The sequence below is a fragment of the Streptococcus sp. SGI.013 genome, assembly GCF_050315295.1.
Lineage (GTDB): Bacteria > Bacillota > Bacilli > Lactobacillales > Streptococcaceae > Streptococcus > Streptococcus porcorum.
Genome location: NZ_JBNPOS010000001.1, coordinates 63,583 through 83,753, shown reverse-complemented (window position 1 = coordinate 83,753; position 20,171 = coordinate 63,583). Strand labels below are relative to the sequence as shown.

General features: G+C 38.8%; 17 protein-coding genes. 3 read left to right on the top strand and 14 right to left on the bottom strand.

The genetic code is table 11. From position 1 onward, the window contains the following. Nucleotides 1–71: 71 nt before the first annotated feature. From ACQRDX_RS00370 to argC, 4 genes are read right to left on the bottom strand one after another with little or no spacing between them, the layout of a single operon-like run. A complete protein-coding gene (locus tag ACQRDX_RS00370; RefSeq protein WP_427893571.1) occupies nt 72–1,199 on the bottom strand; it encodes an acetylornithine transaminase in 1,128 nt (375 codons plus the stop codon). 8 nt (nt 1,200–1,207) lie between these two features. After that, nucleotides 1,208–1,939, bottom strand: coding sequence for an acetylglutamate kinase (argB, locus tag ACQRDX_RS00365; RefSeq protein ID WP_427893569.1), 732 nt, complete (start codon nt 1,937–1,939; stop codon nt 1,208–1,210). 8 nt (nt 1,940–1,947) lie between these two features. Continuing rightward, complete coding sequence (gene argJ, locus ACQRDX_RS00360) at nt 1,948–3,138, bottom strand: bifunctional glutamate N-acetyltransferase/amino-acid acetyltransferase ArgJ (RefSeq protein WP_427893567.1); 1,191 nt, start codon at nt 3,136–3,138, stop codon at nt 1,948–1,950. A gap of 11 nt (nt 3,139–3,149) precedes the next feature. Next, nucleotides 3,150–4,172 (bottom strand): N-acetyl-gamma-glutamyl-phosphate reductase, encoded by a 1,023-nt coding sequence (argC, locus tag ACQRDX_RS00355; RefSeq protein WP_427893565.1) that lies wholly within the window; start codon nt 4,170–4,172, stop codon nt 3,150–3,152. Between the two features lie 491 nt (nt 4,173–4,663). Here argC and ACQRDX_RS00350 point away from each other — a divergent pair, with 491 nt between their 5' ends. Continuing rightward, nucleotides 4,664–5,431, top strand: coding sequence for a hypothetical protein (locus ACQRDX_RS00350; RefSeq protein ID WP_427893563.1), 768 nt, complete (start codon nt 4,664–4,666; stop codon nt 5,429–5,431). A gap of 296 nt (nt 5,432–5,727) precedes the next feature. Here the strand turns inward: ACQRDX_RS00350 and ACQRDX_RS00345 are convergent, their stop codons facing one another. From ACQRDX_RS00345 to ACQRDX_RS00305, 9 genes are all read right to left on the bottom strand, one after another. Continuing rightward, the gene (locus tag ACQRDX_RS00345; protein WP_427893561.1) at nt 5,728–6,180 is read right to left on the bottom strand and encodes a cytidine deaminase family protein; all 453 of its coding nucleotides are present in this window, start codon (nt 6,178–6,180) and stop codon (nt 5,728–5,730) included. Nucleotides 6,181–6,253: 73 nt separating this feature from the next. Further along, entirely contained in the window at nt 6,254–8,872 is a 2,619-nt protein-coding gene (alaS, locus tag ACQRDX_RS00340; protein WP_427893559.1) for an alanine--tRNA ligase, read from the bottom strand. Between the two features lie 911 nt (nt 8,873–9,783). Then, entirely contained in the window at nt 9,784–10,818 is a 1,035-nt protein-coding gene (gene prsA / locus ACQRDX_RS00335; RefSeq protein WP_427893557.1) for a peptidylprolyl isomerase PrsA, read from the bottom strand. Between the two features lie 60 nt (nt 10,819–10,878). Continuing rightward, nucleotides 10,879–11,586, bottom strand: a complete 708-nt coding sequence (locus tag ACQRDX_RS00330) for an O-methyltransferase (RefSeq protein ID WP_427893555.1) — start codon at nt 11,584–11,586, stop codon at nt 10,879–10,881. Between the two features lie 105 nt (nt 11,587–11,691). Continuing rightward, a complete protein-coding gene (locus ACQRDX_RS00325) occupies nt 11,692–12,852 on the bottom strand; it encodes an L-lactate MFS transporter (RefSeq protein ID WP_427893628.1) in 1,161 nt (386 codons plus the stop codon). Between the two features lie 186 nt (nt 12,853–13,038). Further along, nucleotides 13,039–13,650: an HAD-IA family hydrolase gene (locus ACQRDX_RS00320; protein WP_427893553.1), complete on the bottom strand. Its 612-nt coding sequence runs from the start codon at nt 13,648–13,650 to the stop codon at nt 13,039–13,041. A 90-nt stretch (nt 13,651–13,740) separates the two neighbouring features. Further along, nucleotides 13,741–15,540 (bottom strand): oligoendopeptidase F, encoded by a 1,800-nt coding sequence (gene pepF / locus ACQRDX_RS00315; protein WP_427893551.1) that lies wholly within the window; start codon nt 15,538–15,540, stop codon nt 13,741–13,743. Nucleotides 15,541–15,578: 38 nt separating this feature from the next. Continuing rightward, nucleotides 15,579–16,523, bottom strand: coding sequence for a competence protein CoiA (locus ACQRDX_RS00310; protein WP_427893549.1), 945 nt, complete (start codon nt 16,521–16,523; stop codon nt 15,579–15,581). Nucleotides 16,524–16,553: 30 nt separating this feature from the next. Then, nucleotides 16,554–17,273, bottom strand: a complete 720-nt coding sequence (locus ACQRDX_RS00305; protein ID WP_427893547.1) for a pseudouridine synthase — start codon at nt 17,271–17,273, stop codon at nt 16,554–16,556. Between the two features lie 90 nt (nt 17,274–17,363). On the opposite strand from ACQRDX_RS00305, the gene ACQRDX_RS00300 reads away from it, so the two are divergent. Further along, on the top strand, nt 17,364–18,320 hold the full coding sequence (locus ACQRDX_RS00300) for a glutathione S-transferase family protein (RefSeq protein ID WP_427893545.1): 957 nt from the start codon (nt 17,364–17,366) through the stop codon (nt 18,318–18,320). Nucleotides 18,321–18,361: 41 nt separating this feature from the next. Then, the gene (locus ACQRDX_RS00295; RefSeq protein WP_427893626.1) at nt 18,362–19,291 is read left to right on the top strand and encodes a low temperature requirement protein A; all 930 of its coding nucleotides are present in this window, start codon (nt 18,362–18,364) and stop codon (nt 19,289–19,291) included. A 45-nt stretch (nt 19,292–19,336) separates the two neighbouring features. Here the strand turns inward: ACQRDX_RS00295 and nagB are convergent, their stop codons facing one another. Beyond that, entirely contained in the window at nt 19,337–20,044 is a 708-nt protein-coding gene (gene nagB, locus ACQRDX_RS00290; RefSeq protein ID WP_427893543.1) for a glucosamine-6-phosphate deaminase, read from the bottom strand. Nucleotides 20,045–20,171: the final 127 nt, after the last annotated feature.

Below are 20,171 nucleotides of genomic sequence, written 5' to 3'. Positions count from 1 at the left end.
TGAGGCTCTCCTTTTATGGTCTTAGTTTGACAACTATTTTATCATATTTTTAATCATCTATGAAGTCTCTTTTAAGACAAAACGTCCTCTAAAACCTCAAGTGCTGAGTCTATCTCGGACCTACTAATAGTAAGAGGGGGTAAAAGGCGGATCACATCGCTTCCTGCTGTTAGGAGAATAAGCCCTTTTTTCCTAGCCTCATCTAAGACTTGAGAAAGGTCTTTAGTTGTCTTAATCCCAATCATCATCCCCATCCCTCGAATGGCACTAACACTGTCATAAGAGGAAAGACGCTCTTCTAACTGAGTTTTGAGGTAGGCTGCTTTTTGACCAACCTCATCTAAAAAGTCAGGGGTTAAAATGTCTAGAACCTTTTGACTGCTAGCTAAAACTACTTTGTTTCCTCCAAAGGTAGTGCCATGACTACCGTAGGAAAAAGCAGAGCTTAAAGCTGTCTTACCTAACATGGCACCGACTGGTAAACCATTTCCCAAGCCTTTGGCTAAGGTCACAATATCTGGTAAAATCCCATATTGCTCAAAAGCATATAAGCTTCCTGTCCGTCCGATACCAGTCTGAACCTCATCTACTATCAAGAGAATCGATGCTTTCTGACAAAAATCTGCCAGGTCTTTGACAAACTGGGCATCTGCAGGAATCACACCTCCCTCACCTTGCACCAGCTCCAACATCACAGCTGCAGTGTCCTCTGTCACCAAGGCTTTGACAGAGGAAAGGTCGTTATAGGTAGCATAGGAAAAACCTGACACTAAGGGAGCAAAACCCACTTGAATCTTTTCTTGCCCCGTCGCAGACATTGCTCCATAAGTCCTTCCATGAAAGGACTGCTTAAAGGTGATGATCTGAGATTTGTTGGTTGCTTTTCGGGCTAATTTGATCGCTGCTTCATTACTCTCTGCTCCACTATTACAAAAAAAGGCAAGGTAGTCTTTGTCACCAATTAAGCGACTGGCTACTTCTTCTTGTAGCTGATTGTGGTAGAGGTTAGGGGTGTGCCAGATGGCTTCTAACTGCTCTGCGACAGCTTTTTTTACCAAAGGATGAAAACCAAGATTGGTCACGCCAATCCCAGATGAAAAATCAAGATAGGGCTTTCCTTCTTGATCATAGAGGGTATTGCCTTTAGCTTTGACAAACTCAATCGCATCACGTTTGTAGTTTTGAAATAATTTACTCATATCTTCTCCTAAGCTTGACAAATTAAGGTTCCTGTTTTGAGGTTATCGCTGATTAAGACGGTTTGTACGCCTGCTTCTACCGTTTGGCTAGCTCCTTTGATTTTTGGAACCATACCACCTGTGATGATGCCTGAGTTGATTTTCTGATCAATTTGATGCAGGGGTAACTGTGCTAAGACTTGACCATTTTCTTTGACACCAGGAACATCTGTCATCAAGATGAGTTGGTCTGCTTTAACAGCAATGGCAAGTGCTGTTGCAACATAGTCAGCATTGACATTTAGCCACTCCCCACCTTTTGCTGCCATAGAGGCGATCACAGGGATCAGACCTGCCTTAAAAAACTTCTCTAAAACAGGCACATGGACTTGATTGATCTGACCCACATAGCCATACTTATCCTGATTTAAAAAATCTGCCTCAAAGAGTTTTTCCAAGTTGCTTTGGAGTTGGATAACGTCACAATCAGCTTTTAAGAGACTGGCTGTGAGCTTTTCTCCGAGATCAAATAAAGCTTTCTCCACCAGCTGCATAGCTCTTTTACTGGTCACGCGCAATCCATCAACCTTTTCAACCGAAATCCCCTCTTCTTGCATCATTTTATTGATCGCAAAGCCACCACCATGTACAATCATCACTTGTTTGCCAGCTGCTTGCCACTCTTTGATGTCTTGAACAAAGTCAGGGGGTAATTGTTGACTCGCTATTCCCCCAATTTTAATCACAATTGTTTCTTTCATCTTTCCTCCTAAGTGCGATACAAGGCATTGATTTTGACATAATCATAAGATAAATCACATCCCCAAGCTCGCCCACTCTCCGAACCAGAATTGAGATTAACAGAGATGGTGATCTGATCTTTTTGCATGACCTCCTCCATCTCCTCTTGATCAAAGCTGACAGGACTAGATTGGATCATCACAGGAAGATGCTCTAGTGCAATATCAATTCTCTCCACATCCAGATCCACACCAGCATAACCAATAGCTGCGATGATGCGTCCCCAGTTGGCATCCTCACCAAAAATGGCGGTTTTCACCAAACTAGATCCCACTATACTTTTTGCCACCATACGAGCTGACAGACTGTCCTTAGCTCCTGTCACATCAACTTGAATCAGCTTGGTTGCCCCTTCGCCATCTTTTGCAATCTTTTTAGCCAAATCAGTCATCACAACATGCAACATCGCCACAAAGCGATCATAGTCTTCTGTTCCTTCAATGATTTCTTGATTTTGGGTGCAACCATTAGATAAGATAAGGACCATATCATTAGTTGACGTATCACCATCAACCGTGATTTGATTAAATGTTGTTTCAACCTCTTGACTGAGAGCTTTTTGTAGGGTCTGACTTGAAATATTAGCATCACAGGTAATAAAAGCGAGCATGGTAGCCATATTAGGATGAATCATCCCTGATCCTTTAGCCACTCCTGACATGGTCACCACATCTTTTCCAAATGTCTCTTCAACTGTGATGGTCTTTGTGACCGTATCTGTTGTCAAGATTGCTTGAGCAAAATCATCTGCATTGCCATTAACCACAATCTTAGATAAGCCATTTTCTAGCTTATCCAGTGGTAAAAACTCGCCAATAACACCTGTTGAAGCAACCCCAACCAAATCGTTTGCAATACCTAATTTTTTAGCAGTCCACTCTTGCATGGTGGAGGCATCTTCTAGTCCTTTTTGACCAGTACAGGAATTGGCAACACCTGAGTTTACGACAATAGCCTGCATCTTTTCTTGCTGCTGAGCTTGCTTGGTAACGATAAGAGGGGCAGCAATAACTCGGTTGGTCGTATAAACACCTGCTACACTGGCTGGCACTTCAGAAACAATCCAACCAAAATCCAATTTTCTCTTTTTAAATCCTGCATGCAAACCATCTGCTGAAAAACCCAGCGGACTGGCAATATTACCATCAATAAGTTTCATTTTTTTCTCCTTTAGATAAAAGCTGGCGCTGCCAACAAGCCTGCAGTTTCGTCAAAGCCAAACATCAGATTCATATTTTGAACAGCTTGACCTGCTGCCCCTTTGACAAGATTATCAAGCACAGCAACGACCGTCAGCACTTGAGTGAGAGGATTGTAAGATAAGCCAATGTCAGTATAGTTCGAACCAATCACATGGTGCAGATGAGGAAGGTGGGATTTCACACGGACAAAAGGCTTATCCGCGTAAGCTTTTTGATAAATCTCTAAAAGCTCATTTTCTGTTAAATCTGCGGTTAATTTTAAATATAAGGTAGCTACAATGCCACGTGCCACAGGTATTAAGGAAGTTGAAAATTGGATATGGGATAAGTTGGGTTCATAACTCTGCAATGTCTGAACGATTTCTGGGATATGCTGATGCTGGTTTAGCTTGTAAGTGACATAGTTATCATGCACATGAACAAAATGACTGGCACTGGTTGGATTTTTCCCTGCTCCACTTAAACCACTCTTGGCATCAACAATAATGGATTCTAAATCAATCACTTGTGCTTTTAAGAGAGGAATGAGTGCTAATTCAGTAGCAGTTGCATAGCAACCTGGATTCGCAATGTGATGTTTGCCTTTCAAGTCAGTAAACTCAGACAAACCATAGGTAAACTGCTCTAAGACCTCCGTTTTAGCTGGCGTTTTTTGATACCATTTTTGATAAATATCAGCAGGAAGTCTATGGTCACCTGATAAGTCAATAAAAGGAAAATCAGCTTCAACAAAATAGTGCGCATAATCTTTTGCAATACCACTTGGAGTGGCAAAAAAGACCAAGTCTGCTTCTGACATTATTTTTTCTGCATCAAAAGCCTCTACTTTTAAGGTTGTTACCTCATCTAAATGTGGATAAATATACGACAACTCCTGACCAACCTCTTTAGTGGCATAAACAGAAACCAATTCAGCATTAGGGTGATTCTCCAGTATCTTTACTAATTCTAAACCACTATATCCTGTTACTCCCACAACTGACACTTTCATATTTATACCTCTCTTAGAATGTTTATGCAGAATAGTTTATATCATTTTTATACAAATGTCAACGTTTTTTGTATAAAAATACAAAAAATCCAGTTAAACTGGATTTTTCACTCTTATAAATGACCAAGTAGAGAAGCCCTAATCCCATCTCACCTCTTGAAGTGTATCGATTCTTACTAAGAATATCAAAAGGGTTCCCATATTTATATACACGACAAACGCATGAAGAAAATACTGTTTTCAGAAAACATATTTTCATATTTTATACAGTTTTTTAGCAAAAATTTATGCTATAATTAGTCTGAATTTGAGGAATTACTCATGACTAAATATAAAAACTATGAAAATAAATTGAAAAAATGCATGTGACAAGAAAATGGTTACATGCATTTTCTTCATGCGTATGGCGTGTATTTATATATACCTTCTATTGTTAACCATTACCATTTATTGTATAATGATAGTATAGTTTTTATGAAAAAGGAGTTAATATGTTTAGGAAAATACTTATCTTTTTATTATCTGTTATTCTTGTTAGTGGCTGTACCTCCACAACTAATAATTCTAATAAAACTTACGACAATGAGTTTATTACCTCTTTAGCTAAAGGTCTTGATAATCGATGGAACGATTCCAAATTAAATGTAGAAAGTGCTGCTAATTATGAAAATTTACTAAAACATGAACTTAAAGAAGTTGATGGCTATCAAGATAAAAAATTTAAAAATGATAAATTAAAAGAACTAGCTATTAGCTACATAAATGAATTAAAAAATGGCTTAGAAATTACAAAAGAATATGGATCATCATCTTGGGATACTTCTTGGGCTAAACATCAAAATAAAAGATATTCAATTGTAAGTGATATACAAAATATCCAAGAAATACCAGTCAAAGATACAGAAACTCTAAAAGAACTATTAGCTCAAGGGCGAGAGGTAAAAAGTAATAGCGAGAAAGAAGAAGCGTTAAACGCACTAATATCTCCTATAAAATTTGAAATTGATCAAGAAAAATCAAATGAGTACTCTACTACATATTACTCTGTAGTAGAAAATACTACTGACTATAATATCGAAGAGCTTTATATACAGGTTACCTTAAAAGATTCTGATGATGTTAATTATTATTCAACATACATTACACCAAAAAATTGGAAAAAAAATACTAAGACACGACTTGAATTTACGGATTTTGAACGAAAAGCAAAAAGTTTTGAATTAAATATTCAATCTTATTCTGCCACTAAAGCCGAATAAACTTTCGATAACCAAGAATAAACCTCGCTCATAGGTTAAGAAACAGAAAAGACAAACTACTTTTTAAAGTTTGTCTTTTTTTCATACTTCTTATACTTGAAGAAAAAAAGGATAGTAAAATAGTATTTTTCTAAAGTAAGGCAAAAGTTTTCGAAATCTAATTTACTTATTTTCTGATAAATTTTCTTCATTTTATCATAAGCCAAAGAAAAAACCAAACTCCTAATGGAGTTTGGTGTAAGACCTATGTATTATACAAAAAACTCCTTTACCCATAGGATAAAAGAGTTTAGGAATTATTCTAAATTGTCGATACCAGCTTGCATACGCTCTGCACCCCACCAGTAAGGCATGAGCTCTCCTAGTTTGATGATTTCTCGTTTATCAAAATCAAGCATGATTTCTGTTTGTACATTATCAGCCGACAGCTGCATCAAAAATTCACGGCAAGCTCCACAAGGCATTCCCGACCCCTCTCCAAAGGGAGCTTGATCTCGAAATGCTATGATACGTTTTATTGCTGTCTGACCACTATCTTGAAACATATTAAAGGCTGCTGATCGCTCTGCACAAAGGTGAAAGACACCACTAGTTGCCTCAAAGCAATAACCAGTATAAATTTTCCCATTTTCAGCTTCAATGGCAGCAACGACATGATTTGAATAAATGAAAGGCGAGACATAATGCGGATCATAGTGACCTTTTGCTTTCTCATACATCTCTTGCCAAATATCTTTTATGTGTTCCATACTTATTCCTCACATTATAATAGAAAGATATCCCTTGTTAGTTACTCTAACAAAGAGATATGCATTCATGATATTATAAGTTCTCTGCTACGCTGTTTAATAGCGTTGGGATAGCAGAGGCATCAGAACCACCTGCCATGGCCATATCTGGCTTACCACCACCGCGACCTGATACGATTGGGGCAAGAACCTTGATAAGATTACCAGCATGAACATCTTTGGTTTTACTTGCGACAAGGACATTCACTTTTTCACCGATGCTTGCTACAAGGACAAGGACATCAGAATAGTCTTTTTGCTTCCAATTATCTGCAAAAGTACGGAGGGCGCCTGCATCTGAGACTTGAACTTGGCTAGCAATGTAACGAACACCATTAGCTTCTTTCACATCTTTAAAGACATCACCAGCCGCTGCTGCTGCTGCTTTTTCTTTTAGCTCAGCATTTTCTTTTTGTAAGTCACGTAACTGCTCTTGAAGGCTTGCCACTTTATTTGGCACTTCTTTGATTTGAGGGGATTTGATGGTCGTTGCCACTTCTTTAAGGGCATCTTCCTCGTCACGATAAGCCAAGAAGGCTTCACGGCTAGTCACCGCTACAATACGTCGTGTTCCTGATCCGATTCCTTCTTCTTTCAAAATCTTAAAGATTCCGATTTCTGCCGTATTACCAACATGGGTACCACCACAGAGTTCGACAGAGTAATCACCAATAGTCACCACACGAACTTCTTTACCATATTTTTCGCCAAAGAGTGCCATTGCTCCCATTTCTTTAGCAGTGTCAATATCTGTTTCTACTGTCACAACTGGAATAGCATCCCAGATCTTTTGGTTCACTTCTTCTTCGATGCGACGAAGTTCTTCTGCAGTCACTGCCTCAAAGTGCGTAAAGTCAAAGCGTAGAAACTCTTGTTCATTAAGAGAACCTGCCTGAGTCGCATGTTGACCAATCACATTGTGAAGGGCTGCATGCAACAAGTGTGTGGCAGTATGGTTTTTCATCACACGGTGACGACGAGTTGTATCAATAGCCAAATGGTAAGTTTCTCCCACCTTGATCTCTGATAAAACCTCAGCAGTGTGAAGTGGCTGTCCATTAGGGGCTTTTTGAACATCAGTGATGCGAGCCACTAATTGACCTTCTGCATCCAAAATTTGACCATGGTCTGCTACTTGACCACCCATTTCAGCATAAAACGGTGTTTGATCAAAGACAAGAAGGGCTTGACCTGAGTTAGTGTTTTCTACACGACTATTATCAACCACAAGAACGGATAAAGTCGCATCTAATTGGTCTGCTTCGTAAACAAAAGTTGAAGCTTCTGTAATAGCTGCCAGGGTTTCGTTTTGCATTCCCATTGAGCCACCTTTTACGACTGAAGCACGCGCACGGTCTTGCTGTTCCTTCATAGCGGCTTCAAAGCCAGCGATATCAAGTGTCATACCTCGGTGTTCAGCCAGCTCAGCAGTCAACTCTACTTGGAAACCATAAGTATCGTAAAGTTTGAAAATATCACGCCCATCAATAACTGTCTTACCTTCAGTTGTTAATTTATCCATCAATTGTTCAGCAAATTGTGACCCTGTATGGATAGTGCGTGCAAAGGACTCTTCTTCACTTTTAACGATTTTTTCGATAAAATCACGTTTTTCAAGAACTTCTGGATAGTAGCTTTCCATGATTTGACCAACCGTTGGCACAAGTTTATACAAGAACGGCTCTGTAATGCCTAATTTTTGACCATGCATAGAAGCACGACGGAGCAAACGACGAAGCACATAACCACGCCCTTCATTTCCAGGAAGAGCGCCATCACCAATCGCAAAGGAAAGGGCACGGATATGGTCAGCAATCACTTTAAAGCTCATGTTGTCGCCATCTTGGTCGTAAGTCTTACCGGAAATCTTTTCTACCTCACGAATAATCGGCATAAAGAGGTCTGTTTCAAAGTTGGTTTTAGCCCCTTGGAAGATGGCTGCTAGACGCTCCAAACCAGCACCCGTATCAATATTTTTATTTGGCAATTCTTTGTATTCTGAACGTGGAACAGCTGGATCAGCATTAAACTGAGATAATACGATATTCCAGATTTCGATGTAGCGATCATTTTCCAAATCTTCTTCTAGCAAACGAATGCCGATATTTTCTGGGTCAAAAGCTTCGCCACGGTCAAAGAAAATTTCAGTATCAGGACCTGAAGGACCCGCACCAATTTCCCAGAAGTTCTCCTCGAGGGGAATCAAATGACTAGGATCCACCCCAAGGGCTAACCAACGGTTGTAAGAATCTTTATCATCTGGATAGTAAGTCATATAAAGCTTGTCTTTAGGAAAAGCAAACCATTCTGGGCTAGTTAAAAGCTCAAATCCCCACTCAATCGCTTCATCACGGAAATAATCACCAATTGAGAAGTTTCCAAGCATTTCAAACATGGTATGGTGGCGAGCAGTTTTTCCGACATTTTCAATATCGTTAGTACGGATTGATTTTTGAGCATTGGTAATGCGTGGATTGTCTGGGATAACAGAGCCATCAAAATATTTTTTCAACGTCGCCACACCAGAGTTGATCCAAAGAAGAGTTGGATCATTGACGGGTACAAGATTAGCAGATGGCTCAACAGAATGTCCTTTTGATTTCCAAAAGTCGAGCCACATTTGGCGGATTTGTGCAGATGATAATTGTTTCATAATTAAGATACTAAGGGGGTTAAGCGGACAACGTCAAAATAGGAAACTTGACGAAGACGCTTGCGTCTAGGAAGCGTTTCTCTTTTTGACAAAGTCCGTAACCCGAGTTCATTTCAACATGAACTCGATACCCTTTCCTTTCGTTTAGATATTTTTGAAAAGTTATTGTTAGAAAGAAGTAAGCCTTTCGGGCGGGTTCAATTCAACAGAACAGTTAAATCGAATCTTTCCTTTCATAAGTGATAAATTTAGTAGAGAAGTCCGTAGCCTAAGTTCAACTAAGATACTAAGGGTGTTAAGCGGACAACGTCAAAATAGGAAACTTGATGAAGACGCTTGCGTCTAGGAAGTGTTTCTCTTTTTGACAAAGTCCGTAACCCGAGTTCATTTCAACATGAACTCGATACCCTTTCCTTTCGTTTAGATATTTTTGAAAAGTTGTTGTTAGAAAGAAGTAAGCCTTTCGGGCGGGTTCAATTTAACTAACCTGCTAAATTGAACCTTTCCTTTCATAAGTGATAAATTTAGTTGAAAGAATCTTCCATGACATCAACGATTACGATGTCATGAGATATCAAGTAAAAAAGAGCTTTGGAGATTTCAGTTACTAGCTGATTATGACTGTCGTGAAGATTAAACCTTTCACCACTAGAGGTAAAATCTTGTCTCACTTAAAGTGGCTTATCACACTCTCCAAAAAATGACAAGAAACTAAACGAAGGGCGAAAAACCGCGGTACCACCTTCATTCAATGACTTGTCATTCTCTTTTATGATGCAATTGTAAGGTTAAGTAGCATGACTTTTCGCTTTACCTGGCTCGCAACAACCGCCAGTTTTCTGAAGTAAAGGGATGAAAAATCAATTCTCAACCACTCTATTATAGAGACTTTTTAAACTTTCGTCAACTACTTACTCAGCTGATGATGAGCTTTCTGTTGTGCTTGATGCTTCTGTTGAGGATGAGCTTGTTTCAGAAGATGAAGCACTTGATGCGCTACTTGATGATGAGCTTGAAGAGCTACTTGAGGAGCTTGTTGTTGTATATTGTGATAAGATCGATGAGAAGGCATCGTCTTTAATCTTCACGTTAGCTTTTTTAAGGGCTGCTGCGATAACAGTATTTTGGAAATTGGTATCACTTGTTTTTTCATTCATAATGATTTTCTTAAGTTGTGATTTGTAAGTTTTCCAATCTGTATCTTTTTCACCAGCTTTTGTGAGTTTCACAATATAATAACTTGTTGTATAAGTTGAACTGTCTACTACAGTGATGACATCAGATACTTCACCTTCTTTTAACTTGAAGGCTGCTGACATAACATCTGCTGGCACATCTGTTGAAGCTGAATCAAACTTCACTTCGCCACCCTTATCTTTAGTCGCAGAATCTATTGAGTTTTCTTTAGCTAGCTTAGAAAAGTCTGCGCCATCTGCTTTAGCTTTTTCAAGAACTTCCTTAGCCTTATCTTCACTATCTAGTTTGATAATTTGAGCTGTTACTTCAGGGTTGTATTCAGTGTAAGCCGCTTTATAGTTTTCTGTGGTTAATTCTTTTTTAGCAGCTTGCTCAACAGCATACTCTACTAACATGGTTGTGCGAATCTGCTGTTTATATGCTTCTACTGTCATTCCTGCTTGAGCCAGTGCTGCTGAGAAGGAATCACCATAAGATTCCGCTGTCTTATTATAAGCTTCTGTTACTTTTTTATCAGAAACCTTATCACCATACTGCTCCTCAAACACTTTACTCATGATCAAGGTTAACATAGACTGTTGAGCAGCTGAAGTTGTCTTAGCTTCATTGTAAAAATCAGTGATTTTAATTGTATCACCTTTCATTGTGACAATGTCTTTATTAGCGTTGTCTGTTGAACTACACGCTGCTAAGGTTGTTACAGAAAGTAACGTTACCAGACCTGCTGCCCATTTTTTTCTTAATTTCATTTAGTTTTAACTCCTTTTTACATTAACTGTCTTATTATAGCATATTTTCTTAAAATTGACTTAATCTAATAAAGTCACTTGTTCAGAATTTTTACGAAGCATCAACAAACCATCTCCTAGAGGAACTAAGGTAGCCGTCAAAGAAGGATTGTCCAAGGTCGCATCAAAAAGTTTATGAAGTCCTCTATAAATAGTCCGTTGTCCACGTCGAACCTCTTCAATCGGTTTTGCGATATCACCACCTTGGAAAATGTCATCTAAAACCACCACACCACCAACTTCTAGCCGCTCTAGGATCTCAGGCAAGAAAACAATATACTTTGATTTTGCAGAATCCATAAAGACAAAATCAAAACCTGCCTCTAAATCAGCTAAAACCTCTGCTGCATCACCTTCTACCAAACGAATCTGTTGACGTGTGTCATACTTTGCAAAATTTTCTTTAGCAAAACCAATCATCTCTGGATTACGATCAATGGTCACAATTTCTGCTTCAGGTGCATACTCCGCCATCAAAAGTGCTGAAAAACCGATGGCTGTCCCAATCTCTAAAATCTTTTTGGGCTTCAAAGTTTGCATTAAAAATCTAAAATAAGCCACTGTTTCATGTGGGATAATCGGTATATTTTCTGTTTTGGCAAAAGACTCTAAAACTTCTAAATATCCCTTATTTTGTGCTAGGTGGTGGCGCATATAGCGAACCACTTCTTCTTTAACAACAGGACGACGCATATTATGATTTGCATTTTTACTATATGATTTAACCATTTCTTTATTATACAACCTTCTTGCTATTTTTTCATCCCTCTACTCTTATTATTCGTTATTTTTTTCAAAACAAAAAGCTGCGCCTGAGCAACAGCCTTTGTTTGCCTATTTTTTGAGACTTCTTCCCAAATAAAAAGAGAAAATTATCCCTAAAGCATATAAAGCAATAAAGACATATAGGGTCGTCATATAAGTTCCTGATAGACTAAAGGTCCAGGATAAAAGAACAGGCCCTACTAATCCCGCCAAAGCCCAAGCAGTTAAACTATAACCATGTAAAATAGCCAGTTGTTTGGTCCCATATAGATCACTTAAGTAAGCTGGAAGTAAAGAAAACCCTGCACCATAACAAGTCATAAGAATTGCCATTGCAAAAATAAAAATCGGTTGAATCTGCGAGACTAAAAGTAAAGCTGATAAGAAAAGATTTACGATAAACAAGAGACTAAACGTCAAGGGACGGCCAATATAATCCGATAAACTTGCCCATAGCAAGCGACCAAACCCATTAAAGATGCCAAGTACTCCCACCATCAAAGCCGCAGATTCTGCTGACATTCCTGTCATTTCTTGAGCCATCGGTGAGGCAGCCGAGATAAGTCCCAAACCACAACTGATATTGATAAATAAAAGACTCCAAAGTAAATAAAAGGAGGGACGTCTAATAGCTTCTTTGGCTAGAACTCCTTCGCCAACTACTCGTTGACTCTCTCCAGAGCGCCCATAATTTCCAAAGGCTTTTAAATCTTCCTGCCTTGGTCTAACAATAAACTGCGCAGCCACTAACATGACCAGTAGATAAAGTAGCCCAAAACTATAAAAAGTATTCGCTAGACCAATATGAGATAACAAATATTGAGCGATAGGACTTGTTAACAAGGACGCAAAGCCAAATCCCATAATGGCTAAACCTGTTGCCAAACCTCGCTTATCTGGAAACCATTTGATAATGGTTGATACAGGGGTAATATAGCCAGCACCCAATCCCATGCCACCTAAAATCCCATACCCTAGATAAAGTAGAGGAAGGGAATGGTGATCTAGTGCAAAACCAGCTAAAATATTTCCAGCAGCATATAGGATAGCTGAAATGGTCCCTGTCACTCTGGGACCAAATTTTTCCACCAACTGTCCCATAAAGGCAGCAGATAAACCTAAGCAAAAGATTGCCAAGCTAAAAGCAAAGGCCACCGCTGATTGATCCCATCCTGTTTCAGCCATAATAGGATTACGATAGACACTCCAAGCATAAGTTGAGCCCAACATCAAGTGCAAGGTCACCCCTGCTGCAGCCACTAAATAACGATTAGTTTTCTTCACCACTTCTCCTTTGACGAACCTTTTTAGTTTCACCTTCGCGAAACGTTCGTATATAAAGGTTATCACACCTGATTTAAAAACTCTATCATTTTAACCAGAAAGCGTTTCCTTTACGTTTTCTGTAAAAATACATCATAATGTTCGGATTTTAATATCTAACAAGTTCTTTATTTTTTGGTTTTTACCTTGACTAACTTCCTTTAAGTTAAGACTAAAGATACCTGCTTGCAATGCTGCTTCCATATCTAATTTACGATCTCCAATGTAGTAGGTCTTGTTTTTATCCAAGTGGTGAGTCTGGATTAAATAGTCTAAAGCTTCTGGGTGAGGTTTGCGCTTAAAACCTGAATCTCCTGTAACAACTTCTGTAAAATAAGACTCCAAGTCCAGTTGCTTCAAAACAGAGAAGGTATTATCTCCTTTATGGGTATAGATGAAATTCGTTATTCCCCGCTCTTTAGTCCAATCTAAAATCTCACGCGCTCCAGACATTAGCTGAATTTCTTGGTCTCTTGTTTTTAAATCAGTAGAATAATAGCTTTTCACCATTTGCTCATCTACATTTTCAAGCCTAGCCTTATCTTTTAATAATGCCCCCACCGACTCGTTTAGGATAAAAGCCAAAATCATTTTATCATCAAACTCCCATTGATAATGGTAATAAGTTGCCTCCAGTGCCTTCATAATAGCACCATAAGAATCTAAAAGGGTCCCATCCAAATCCCAAATAAAATTAAGGGGCATAGCATCTCCTTTTCTTGATAAAAGGAGTGTTTGGAAAATAAGGGGATTTACTTTACTTCCTCACACTCCTATAATCTCATTTTTAAAACCTTAGCGAATCCCTTTTGCAACTAAGGTCTCTAACTCCATCAAGCGTTTTTCAAAGACTGCAAAAGCCTCATCAAGATACGTGGCATCTAACATATCCACACCCGCTTTTTTAATCACATTGAGGGGATAATCAGAATTTCCTGCTTTTAGGTAGTCTAAGTAGCGCTCTTTATCCTCTGCACTTCCATGAACTATTTTTTCTGCTAGGTAACTTGCTGCTGCAAATCCAGTAGCATACTGATAAACATAATAATTATAGTAAAAATGTGGAATTCTAGCCCATTCAAACTGAATTTGGGGATTTTCTTGGGCAGAAAGACCATAATATTTTTCATTTAAAGTTGCGTATAACTCGCTAAGATACTCACTGGTTAAGACCTCTCCTTCTTGATCAGCTTGATGGATCAAGTCCTCAAACTCTGCGAATTGTGTTTGACGAAAGACCGTTGCTCTGAAACCGTCAAGGTAATTGTTGAGGATGGTAAAACGTAATTTTTCATCCTTGATTTCTTTTAACAAGGTTTCGGTTAAAATATTTTCATTAGTTGTGGAAGCAATCTCAGCTAAAAAGATACTATAATCTCCATAAACATAGGGTTGATTTTCACGCGTAAAAGTCGAATGTAGGCTATGCCCTGTTTCATGCACCAAGGTAAAAAGATTATCCAAGGTGTCTTGCCAGTTTAAGAGCATAAAGGCATTAGTATCATAAGATCCCCCTGAATAAGCTCCTGAACGTTTTCCTTTATTTTCATAGACATCAATCCACCGTTCATTAAAAGCACGTTTGACACGACTGGCATACTCTTCTCCAAAAATAGACAAGGTTTGTTCTGCTTTTTTCAAAGCCTCGTTATAGGTAAAGTGATAATCCGTCTCAGCTAACGGGGTATAAACATCGTACATCTTAAGCTCATCTAGTCCCAAAATCTCTTGACGTAGCTTGATATAACGATGCAGTAAAGGCAAGTGGCGATTAACAGTTTCAATCAACGTCTCATAAACCGCCTCTGGAATATGGTTGCTCGATAAAGCTGCCTGACGAGCCGAATCGTATTGACGAACCTTAGCTTTATAGTTATGTACTTTTACATTGGTTTGTAGGGTTTTAGCATAAGTATGTTGATATTGCTCATAAATACCATACATGGCTTCATAAGCTTCTTGACGAACCATACGATCCTTAGACTCCATCAAACGAATGTAGTTGCCATGAGTCAACTCAATCAAATCACCCTCACCATCTGGTACATATGGAAAGCTAATATCTGCATTATCTAAGATTTCAAAGGTTTCTCCTGCAGCACTAAATATTTCTTCTGCCCCTGCTAGTAGCTCTTCTGCTTCTTTGCTTAAAATATGGGCTTTTTTACTCAGCAGTTTTTCAAAAAAGTGAGCATAAAGAGCAAGCTCCTGCTCTTCTGCTATAAAGTCAGCCAATTTTTCTTGTGTTAGTGCCATTAATTCTGGCTCATAAAAAGCATAAGCCTGACTACATTGAGCATAAAGATTCATGGCCTTAGCTTGATATTCTTGATATTTAGCAACAGTTGTATCCTGATCATTTTTCATAGAAGCATAAACATAGAGTTTTTCCAACCGACGCTCCACATCTAGCTCTGTCTGTGTGATCTTCAAAAGAGAGGCCGCGGAATCTAAAAGGTGTCCTTCAAAGTCTGCAGCCTTCTCCAATTCACTCGCTAAATCCTCAAGTGCCTGCTCCCAATCCTGATCTGTCGCAAAAATAGTGGTTAAATCCCAAGTATCCTTTTCCTTCAAATGTGCGCGATTTTCTGACATGTTGTCCTCCTTTAGCCGCATCAAACGGATGATTATTATCATTTTATTTTATCATAAAAAGCTGGTGGATAGAGGATTTGCCTTTGTTTTTCCTTTTGACGCTGATAATAAGTCAAAAAATGTTGATAATACCACCCGATTTGCTCTTGTACTTGCAAAAAACCAGCCTCAAGAGAGGGAGGTCTGACTTGCGGGAAAAAAGCATTAAGGTCTTGGTTTAACAGATTTTGTCCTTTAAGATAACAGGCCTCCTGTTCTTTTAACCAGCGTTTTGAACCATAAAAAAGCTGGCGCTGAATATAAGTTTTAATCCCCTTATCTACCTTTACCTCTAAAAAAGATAACGGCTGTTTTAAAAAAGGTAGGCGTAAAACAGCAAGTGAAAAATCAGATAAGCTCCAAGATTTCTCCAAGTAATGAACCTTTCCACGCAAGTCCTCATGAATAAGATATTTTAATCGAATCTGAGAAAAATCAAGGTCTAACTCCCAGAGATAAAATCCCATATTTTTAGAAAAATAAAGTAGATGACGATGAAGAGACGTCAACTTATCTTTTAACCAAAGTTCTTTCCCTAAAAGCCAACAAACATAGTAACCCGCTTGGTGATAAGCAAGTGTCCGTTCTTTTAATCGTTTCAAGGATAGACGACTGCATTGAACCTCTAGAGCAATACGATGATTAACAAGGACATCTGCAACTTGTGACACTTCTTTAATCGGAGCTTCTAAGGCGGCCTCCTCTCCTTTGGCTAATAAAACCTGATATAGCATTTCTTTTAAAGCAAGGTGTTCTTGACTTTCATTTTCAGAAAAAAAGTGACAGTTTTTAAGAGAAACATGAGCAAAATGCGCACGCATCACCTCGCCTTGTCGCAAGCGAACAGGATTTTGACAAAGTGGACAGAAAAATTCCTGCCTTTTGGCAGGAATCTCTTGTAGTAAGTTGATCATCTGTCCTTTCTGATTTCTTGCTTGTAACATAGACCCCTCCTTACTCACTTTATTCGAAAATTAATCCAAATAAGTCTTTAAAAGAAGTTGCTCTTCATCGTTTAAGGGGCGATAATCTCCTACTTGCAAACTCGGATCTAACCTAAAACCTCCAAAGCTGACCCGTTTCAAAAAAATCACTTTTACACCATAAGCTAAGAACATTTTTTTCACTTGATGAAATTTTCCTTCTGAAATTGTGATAAAGGCTCTGCTTTCTTGAACATTAGCCTCTAAAATCTTCAACTCTGCTGGCTGACAAACCCTACCATCTAAAAATCTCACCCCTTTTGCAAAAAAGCCTACGGCATCATCTGCTAAAAGGCCATTAACTACCAGCTCATAGGTCTTTTTCACATGATGTTTTGGGTGTAGCATTCGATAGCCTAACGGACCATTATTGGTTAGAAGTAATAAACCTTCCGTATCACGATCTAGACGGCCAATCGGATAAAGCCCTTGACGGAAATCTTTTTTATCTATCAAATCAATCACTGTTTGGTGCTTTTTATCTGAGACAGCTGTGACAACACCAGCTGGTTTATTTAGGAGATAATAAACTGCTGGCTCAAGCTCAATAGTTTTTCCAGAAACAGTAATATCTTGTAGATTTGGATCTACAATCTGACTAAGCCGCGTTGCCCTTTTTCCATCAACCTGAATTTGTTTTGCTTTAAACAACCTTTTCACTTGATTCCGTGAACCAAGTCCCGCTTTTTCCAAACATTTATCCAATCTCATACTCTCTATTCTAACACACAAACATAAGCCTTGTCTAAGGGATGAAATGTAATATAATACTAATTAGTAATATAATAAAGGAGTTAACTTATGGGACTTTTACAAGATGGCAGATGGGTGGACAAATGGTATGATACCAAGTCAACAGGTGGCAAGTTTGTCCGTACTGTCACACAATTTCGTAACTGGATTACACCTGATGGACAAGCGGGTCCGACAGGAACAGGTGGTTTTAAGGCTGAGTCGGGTCGCTACCATCTCTACGTTTCTCTGGCTTGTCCTTGGGCTAGCCGAACGCTTATTATGCGAAAATTGAAGGGCTTGGAAGAGCATATCTCGCTTTCTGTCGTTCATCCCCTCATGTTAGAAAATGGCTGGACCTTTGAAGATGGTCCTGGTGTTATCAAGGATACCCTCTTTAACAGCGACTATCTTTATCAAGTTTATTTGAAAGCTGACCCACACTATTCTGGTCGGGTGACCGTTCCTGTCCTTTGGGATAAGAAAACTAATACCATCGTCAGCAATGAATCTGCTGAAATCATGCGGATGTTCAACAGTGCCTTTAATGATATTACGGGCAATCATGACGACTACTATCCAGAACACCTACAAGCTGAGATTGATGCCATGAATGACTTTGTCTATCCAAACATCAACAATGGCGTTTACAAGGCAGGTTTTTCAACTAATCAAAACGTTTACGACAAAGAAGTCAAGAATCTCTTTGCTGCCTTGGATAAATTGGAAGAACATTTAGTAGATAAGGACTATCTAGTTGGCAATCAATTAACCGAGGCTGACCTTCGTCTCTTTACCACCTTGGTGCGATTTGACCCTGTATATTTTGGACATTTCAAGTGCAATATTAAAGCTTTGGTGGACTATCCAAACTTATGGGATTATACCAAGCGGATTTACAATTACGCTAGCATTGCAGAAACGGTGAACTTCGACCATATCAAACAGCACTACTACGGTAGCCATAAGACAATCAACCCAACTGGCATTGTTCCTGTAGGGCCTGATTTAGATTGGACACTTTAGAACCAAAAGGGAGGTGACAGCCTCTCTTTTTAAATGAGACTATCTACCTCAACAAGTATGGTGAAAGAGATGGTCTAGATATTTACACTATCATTGCTTCTATGTTTGTAGTAGGGCAGTTATCTCTAAACTTTAGTAATGATTTTGAGCAGACTGCTCTACCATTTTTTATTTTTATCAGCCTAGCCTATGGGCTAATTTCACTTCAGTATTATCTACGTGGGAAACGTATCGGTTTTACTAATGATATTAAAAATAGTCTATACATGTACGGAGCTTATATCCTTATCTTTCTCCTGTCCTGTATTGCCATGGCTTTGAATGTCTGGACTTACGATGAAAAAAGTTTATTAGTTTTCTACATTCCATTTGTGATTTCTTACTTGTTCAAAGATAAACTCAGCCATGATGTGATGAACTTTCCTCATATCGTTGAACGCTGCCAGTTGATTACGATCATTACCTTTGGTGAGACGGTCATTGCAATTTTGAAAAATTATCCGATTCAGACGCATCTGTTCGACAGCGTTATATTGTTCTTGGCAATGGCTTTCTCCTTTATGTTTTACATTTCGCAAACCTACCTCAATATCAACCACCATCAAAAGACAAATGTAGCTACCTTACTCTACGCTCATATGGTACTTGTTTTAGGCATAAACTTCTTTACAGTTTCTGTGGAAGTCTTACCTAGTGAGCATACTAGTTTAGGATTCCCATTCCTACTCATCGGTTTCCTCCTATACTATCTGGGAATCCTGATGACTAGTCGCTACAATCAGGACCTCTATCGTATTGGAAAGACGGTTTGGTTGCAGTACGCTCTCAATTTGTTCATAACAATTATTCTATTAGTCGTGAGTCAACATCATTTGCTTCTTATAGCTACAATATTGGCTGTAAGTTCTTACTTGATGGTGAGAATTACCCACCGCCACCGACGTTTGTCCAAAAAAGGTTCTAGCCTCTAATCTTAAAGAAAACCGACTGCCAAAATAGTAGTCGGTTTTTAATTCTTATTTTGTCAATTTACTCGCTGCAGCTTCATCAATAATGAGGACAACATCATCATGGTTTTGGAGGACACTTGCTGGGACATCTTCTGTCACGGGACCTTCCACAGTCGCCTTAATAGCGTCAGCTTTTTCCCGGCCATAAGCCATGAGAACAATGGTTTTGGCTGCCATAATGTTGGCGATGCCCATGGAGATTGCCTGTTTTGGCACTTCTTCTGGATTGTCAAAGAAGCGGGCATTGGCTTCAATGGTTGACGGTGTCAAGTCAACTAAGTGAGTTTGACCATCAAACGAAGCACCTGGTTCGTTGAAACCAATATGGCCGTTGCGACCAATCCCCAAAATTTGGAAATCGATTGGATGCTCTGCCAATACGTGATTATAACGTTCTGCCTCAGCTGCAACGTCACTTGCTAAACCGTTAGGTAAATAAGATCTCTTAAATGGTTTGGCAGAAAAGAGTTGTTCTTTCATAAAGTAAGCGTAGGATTGGTCGCTCTCCTCATCCAAACCAACATACTCGTCCAAGTTAACAGATGTCACTTCAGAAAAATCTAAATCACTCTGGCGAATGTTTTTGTAAAATTCGATTGGGCTAGAACCAGTTGCCAAGCCAAGAACCTGCGCTCCAGTTTCCAATTTATTTTTTAATAAGTCAAGGGCAATCTCTGCACCTTCTTGTTGACTCTTTACAACGATCACTTTCATAAAAACCTCCTATTTGGTATAGACCGATAACTTATAGTTTTATTTTATGGTATAGACCAATTTTTGTCAAGTAAAAGATTTGAAAATTAATAATCCCTCATCATATCATTTAAAACTGACGGATAAG

Bases quoted from the DNA above. Each gene is read 5' to 3' on its own strand.
- ACQRDX_RS00370 (WP_427893571.1), bottom strand. From the start codon at position 1,199: ATGAGTAAATTATTTCAAAACTACAAACGTGATGCGATTGAGTTTGTC.
- argB (WP_427893569.1), bottom strand. From the start codon at position 1,939: ATGAAAGAAACAATTGTGATTAAAATTGGGGGAATAGCGAGTCAACAA.
- argJ (WP_427893567.1), bottom strand. From the start codon at position 3,138: ATGAAACTTATTGATGGTAATATTGCCAGTCCGCTGGGTTTTTCAGCA.
- argC (WP_427893565.1), bottom strand. From the start codon at position 4,172: ATGAAAGTGTCAGTTGTGGGAGTAACAGGATATAGTGGTTTAGAATTA.
- ACQRDX_RS00350 (WP_427893563.1), top strand. From the start codon at position 4,664: ATGTTTAGGAAAATACTTATCTTTTTATTATCTGTTATTCTTGTTAGT.
- ACQRDX_RS00345 (WP_427893561.1), bottom strand. From the start codon at position 6,180: ATGGAACACATAAAAGATATTTGGCAAGAGATGTATGAGAAAGCAAAA.
- alaS (WP_427893559.1), bottom strand. From the start codon at position 8,872: ATGAAACAATTATCATCTGCACAAATCCGCCAAATGTGGCTCGACTTT.
- prsA (WP_427893557.1), bottom strand. From the start codon at position 10,818: ATGAAATTAAGAAAAAAATGGGCAGCAGGTCTGGTAACGTTACTTTCT.
- ACQRDX_RS00330 (WP_427893555.1), bottom strand. From the start codon at position 11,586: ATGGTTAAATCATATAGTAAAAATGCAAATCATAATATGCGTCGTCCT.
- ACQRDX_RS00325 (WP_427893628.1), bottom strand. From the start codon at position 12,852: ATGTTGGGCTCAACTTATGCTTGGAGTGTCTATCGTAATCCTATTATG.
- ACQRDX_RS00320 (WP_427893553.1), bottom strand. From the start codon at position 13,650: ATGCCCCTTAATTTTATTTGGGATTTGGATGGGACCCTTTTAGATTCT.
- pepF (WP_427893551.1), bottom strand. From the start codon at position 15,540: ATGTCAGAAAATCGCGCACATTTGAAGGAAAAGGATACTTGGGATTTA.
- ACQRDX_RS00310 (WP_427893549.1), bottom strand. From the start codon at position 16,523: ATGTTACAAGCAAGAAATCAGAAAGGACAGATGATCAACTTACTACAA.
- ACQRDX_RS00305 (WP_427893547.1), bottom strand. From the start codon at position 17,273: ATGAGATTGGATAAATGTTTGGAAAAAGCGGGACTTGGTTCACGGAAT.
- ACQRDX_RS00300 (WP_427893545.1), top strand. From the start codon at position 17,364: ATGGGACTTTTACAAGATGGCAGATGGGTGGACAAATGGTATGATACC.
- nagB (WP_427893543.1), bottom strand. From the start codon at position 20,044: ATGAAAGTGATCGTTGTAAAGAGTCAACAAGAAGGTGCAGAGATTGCC.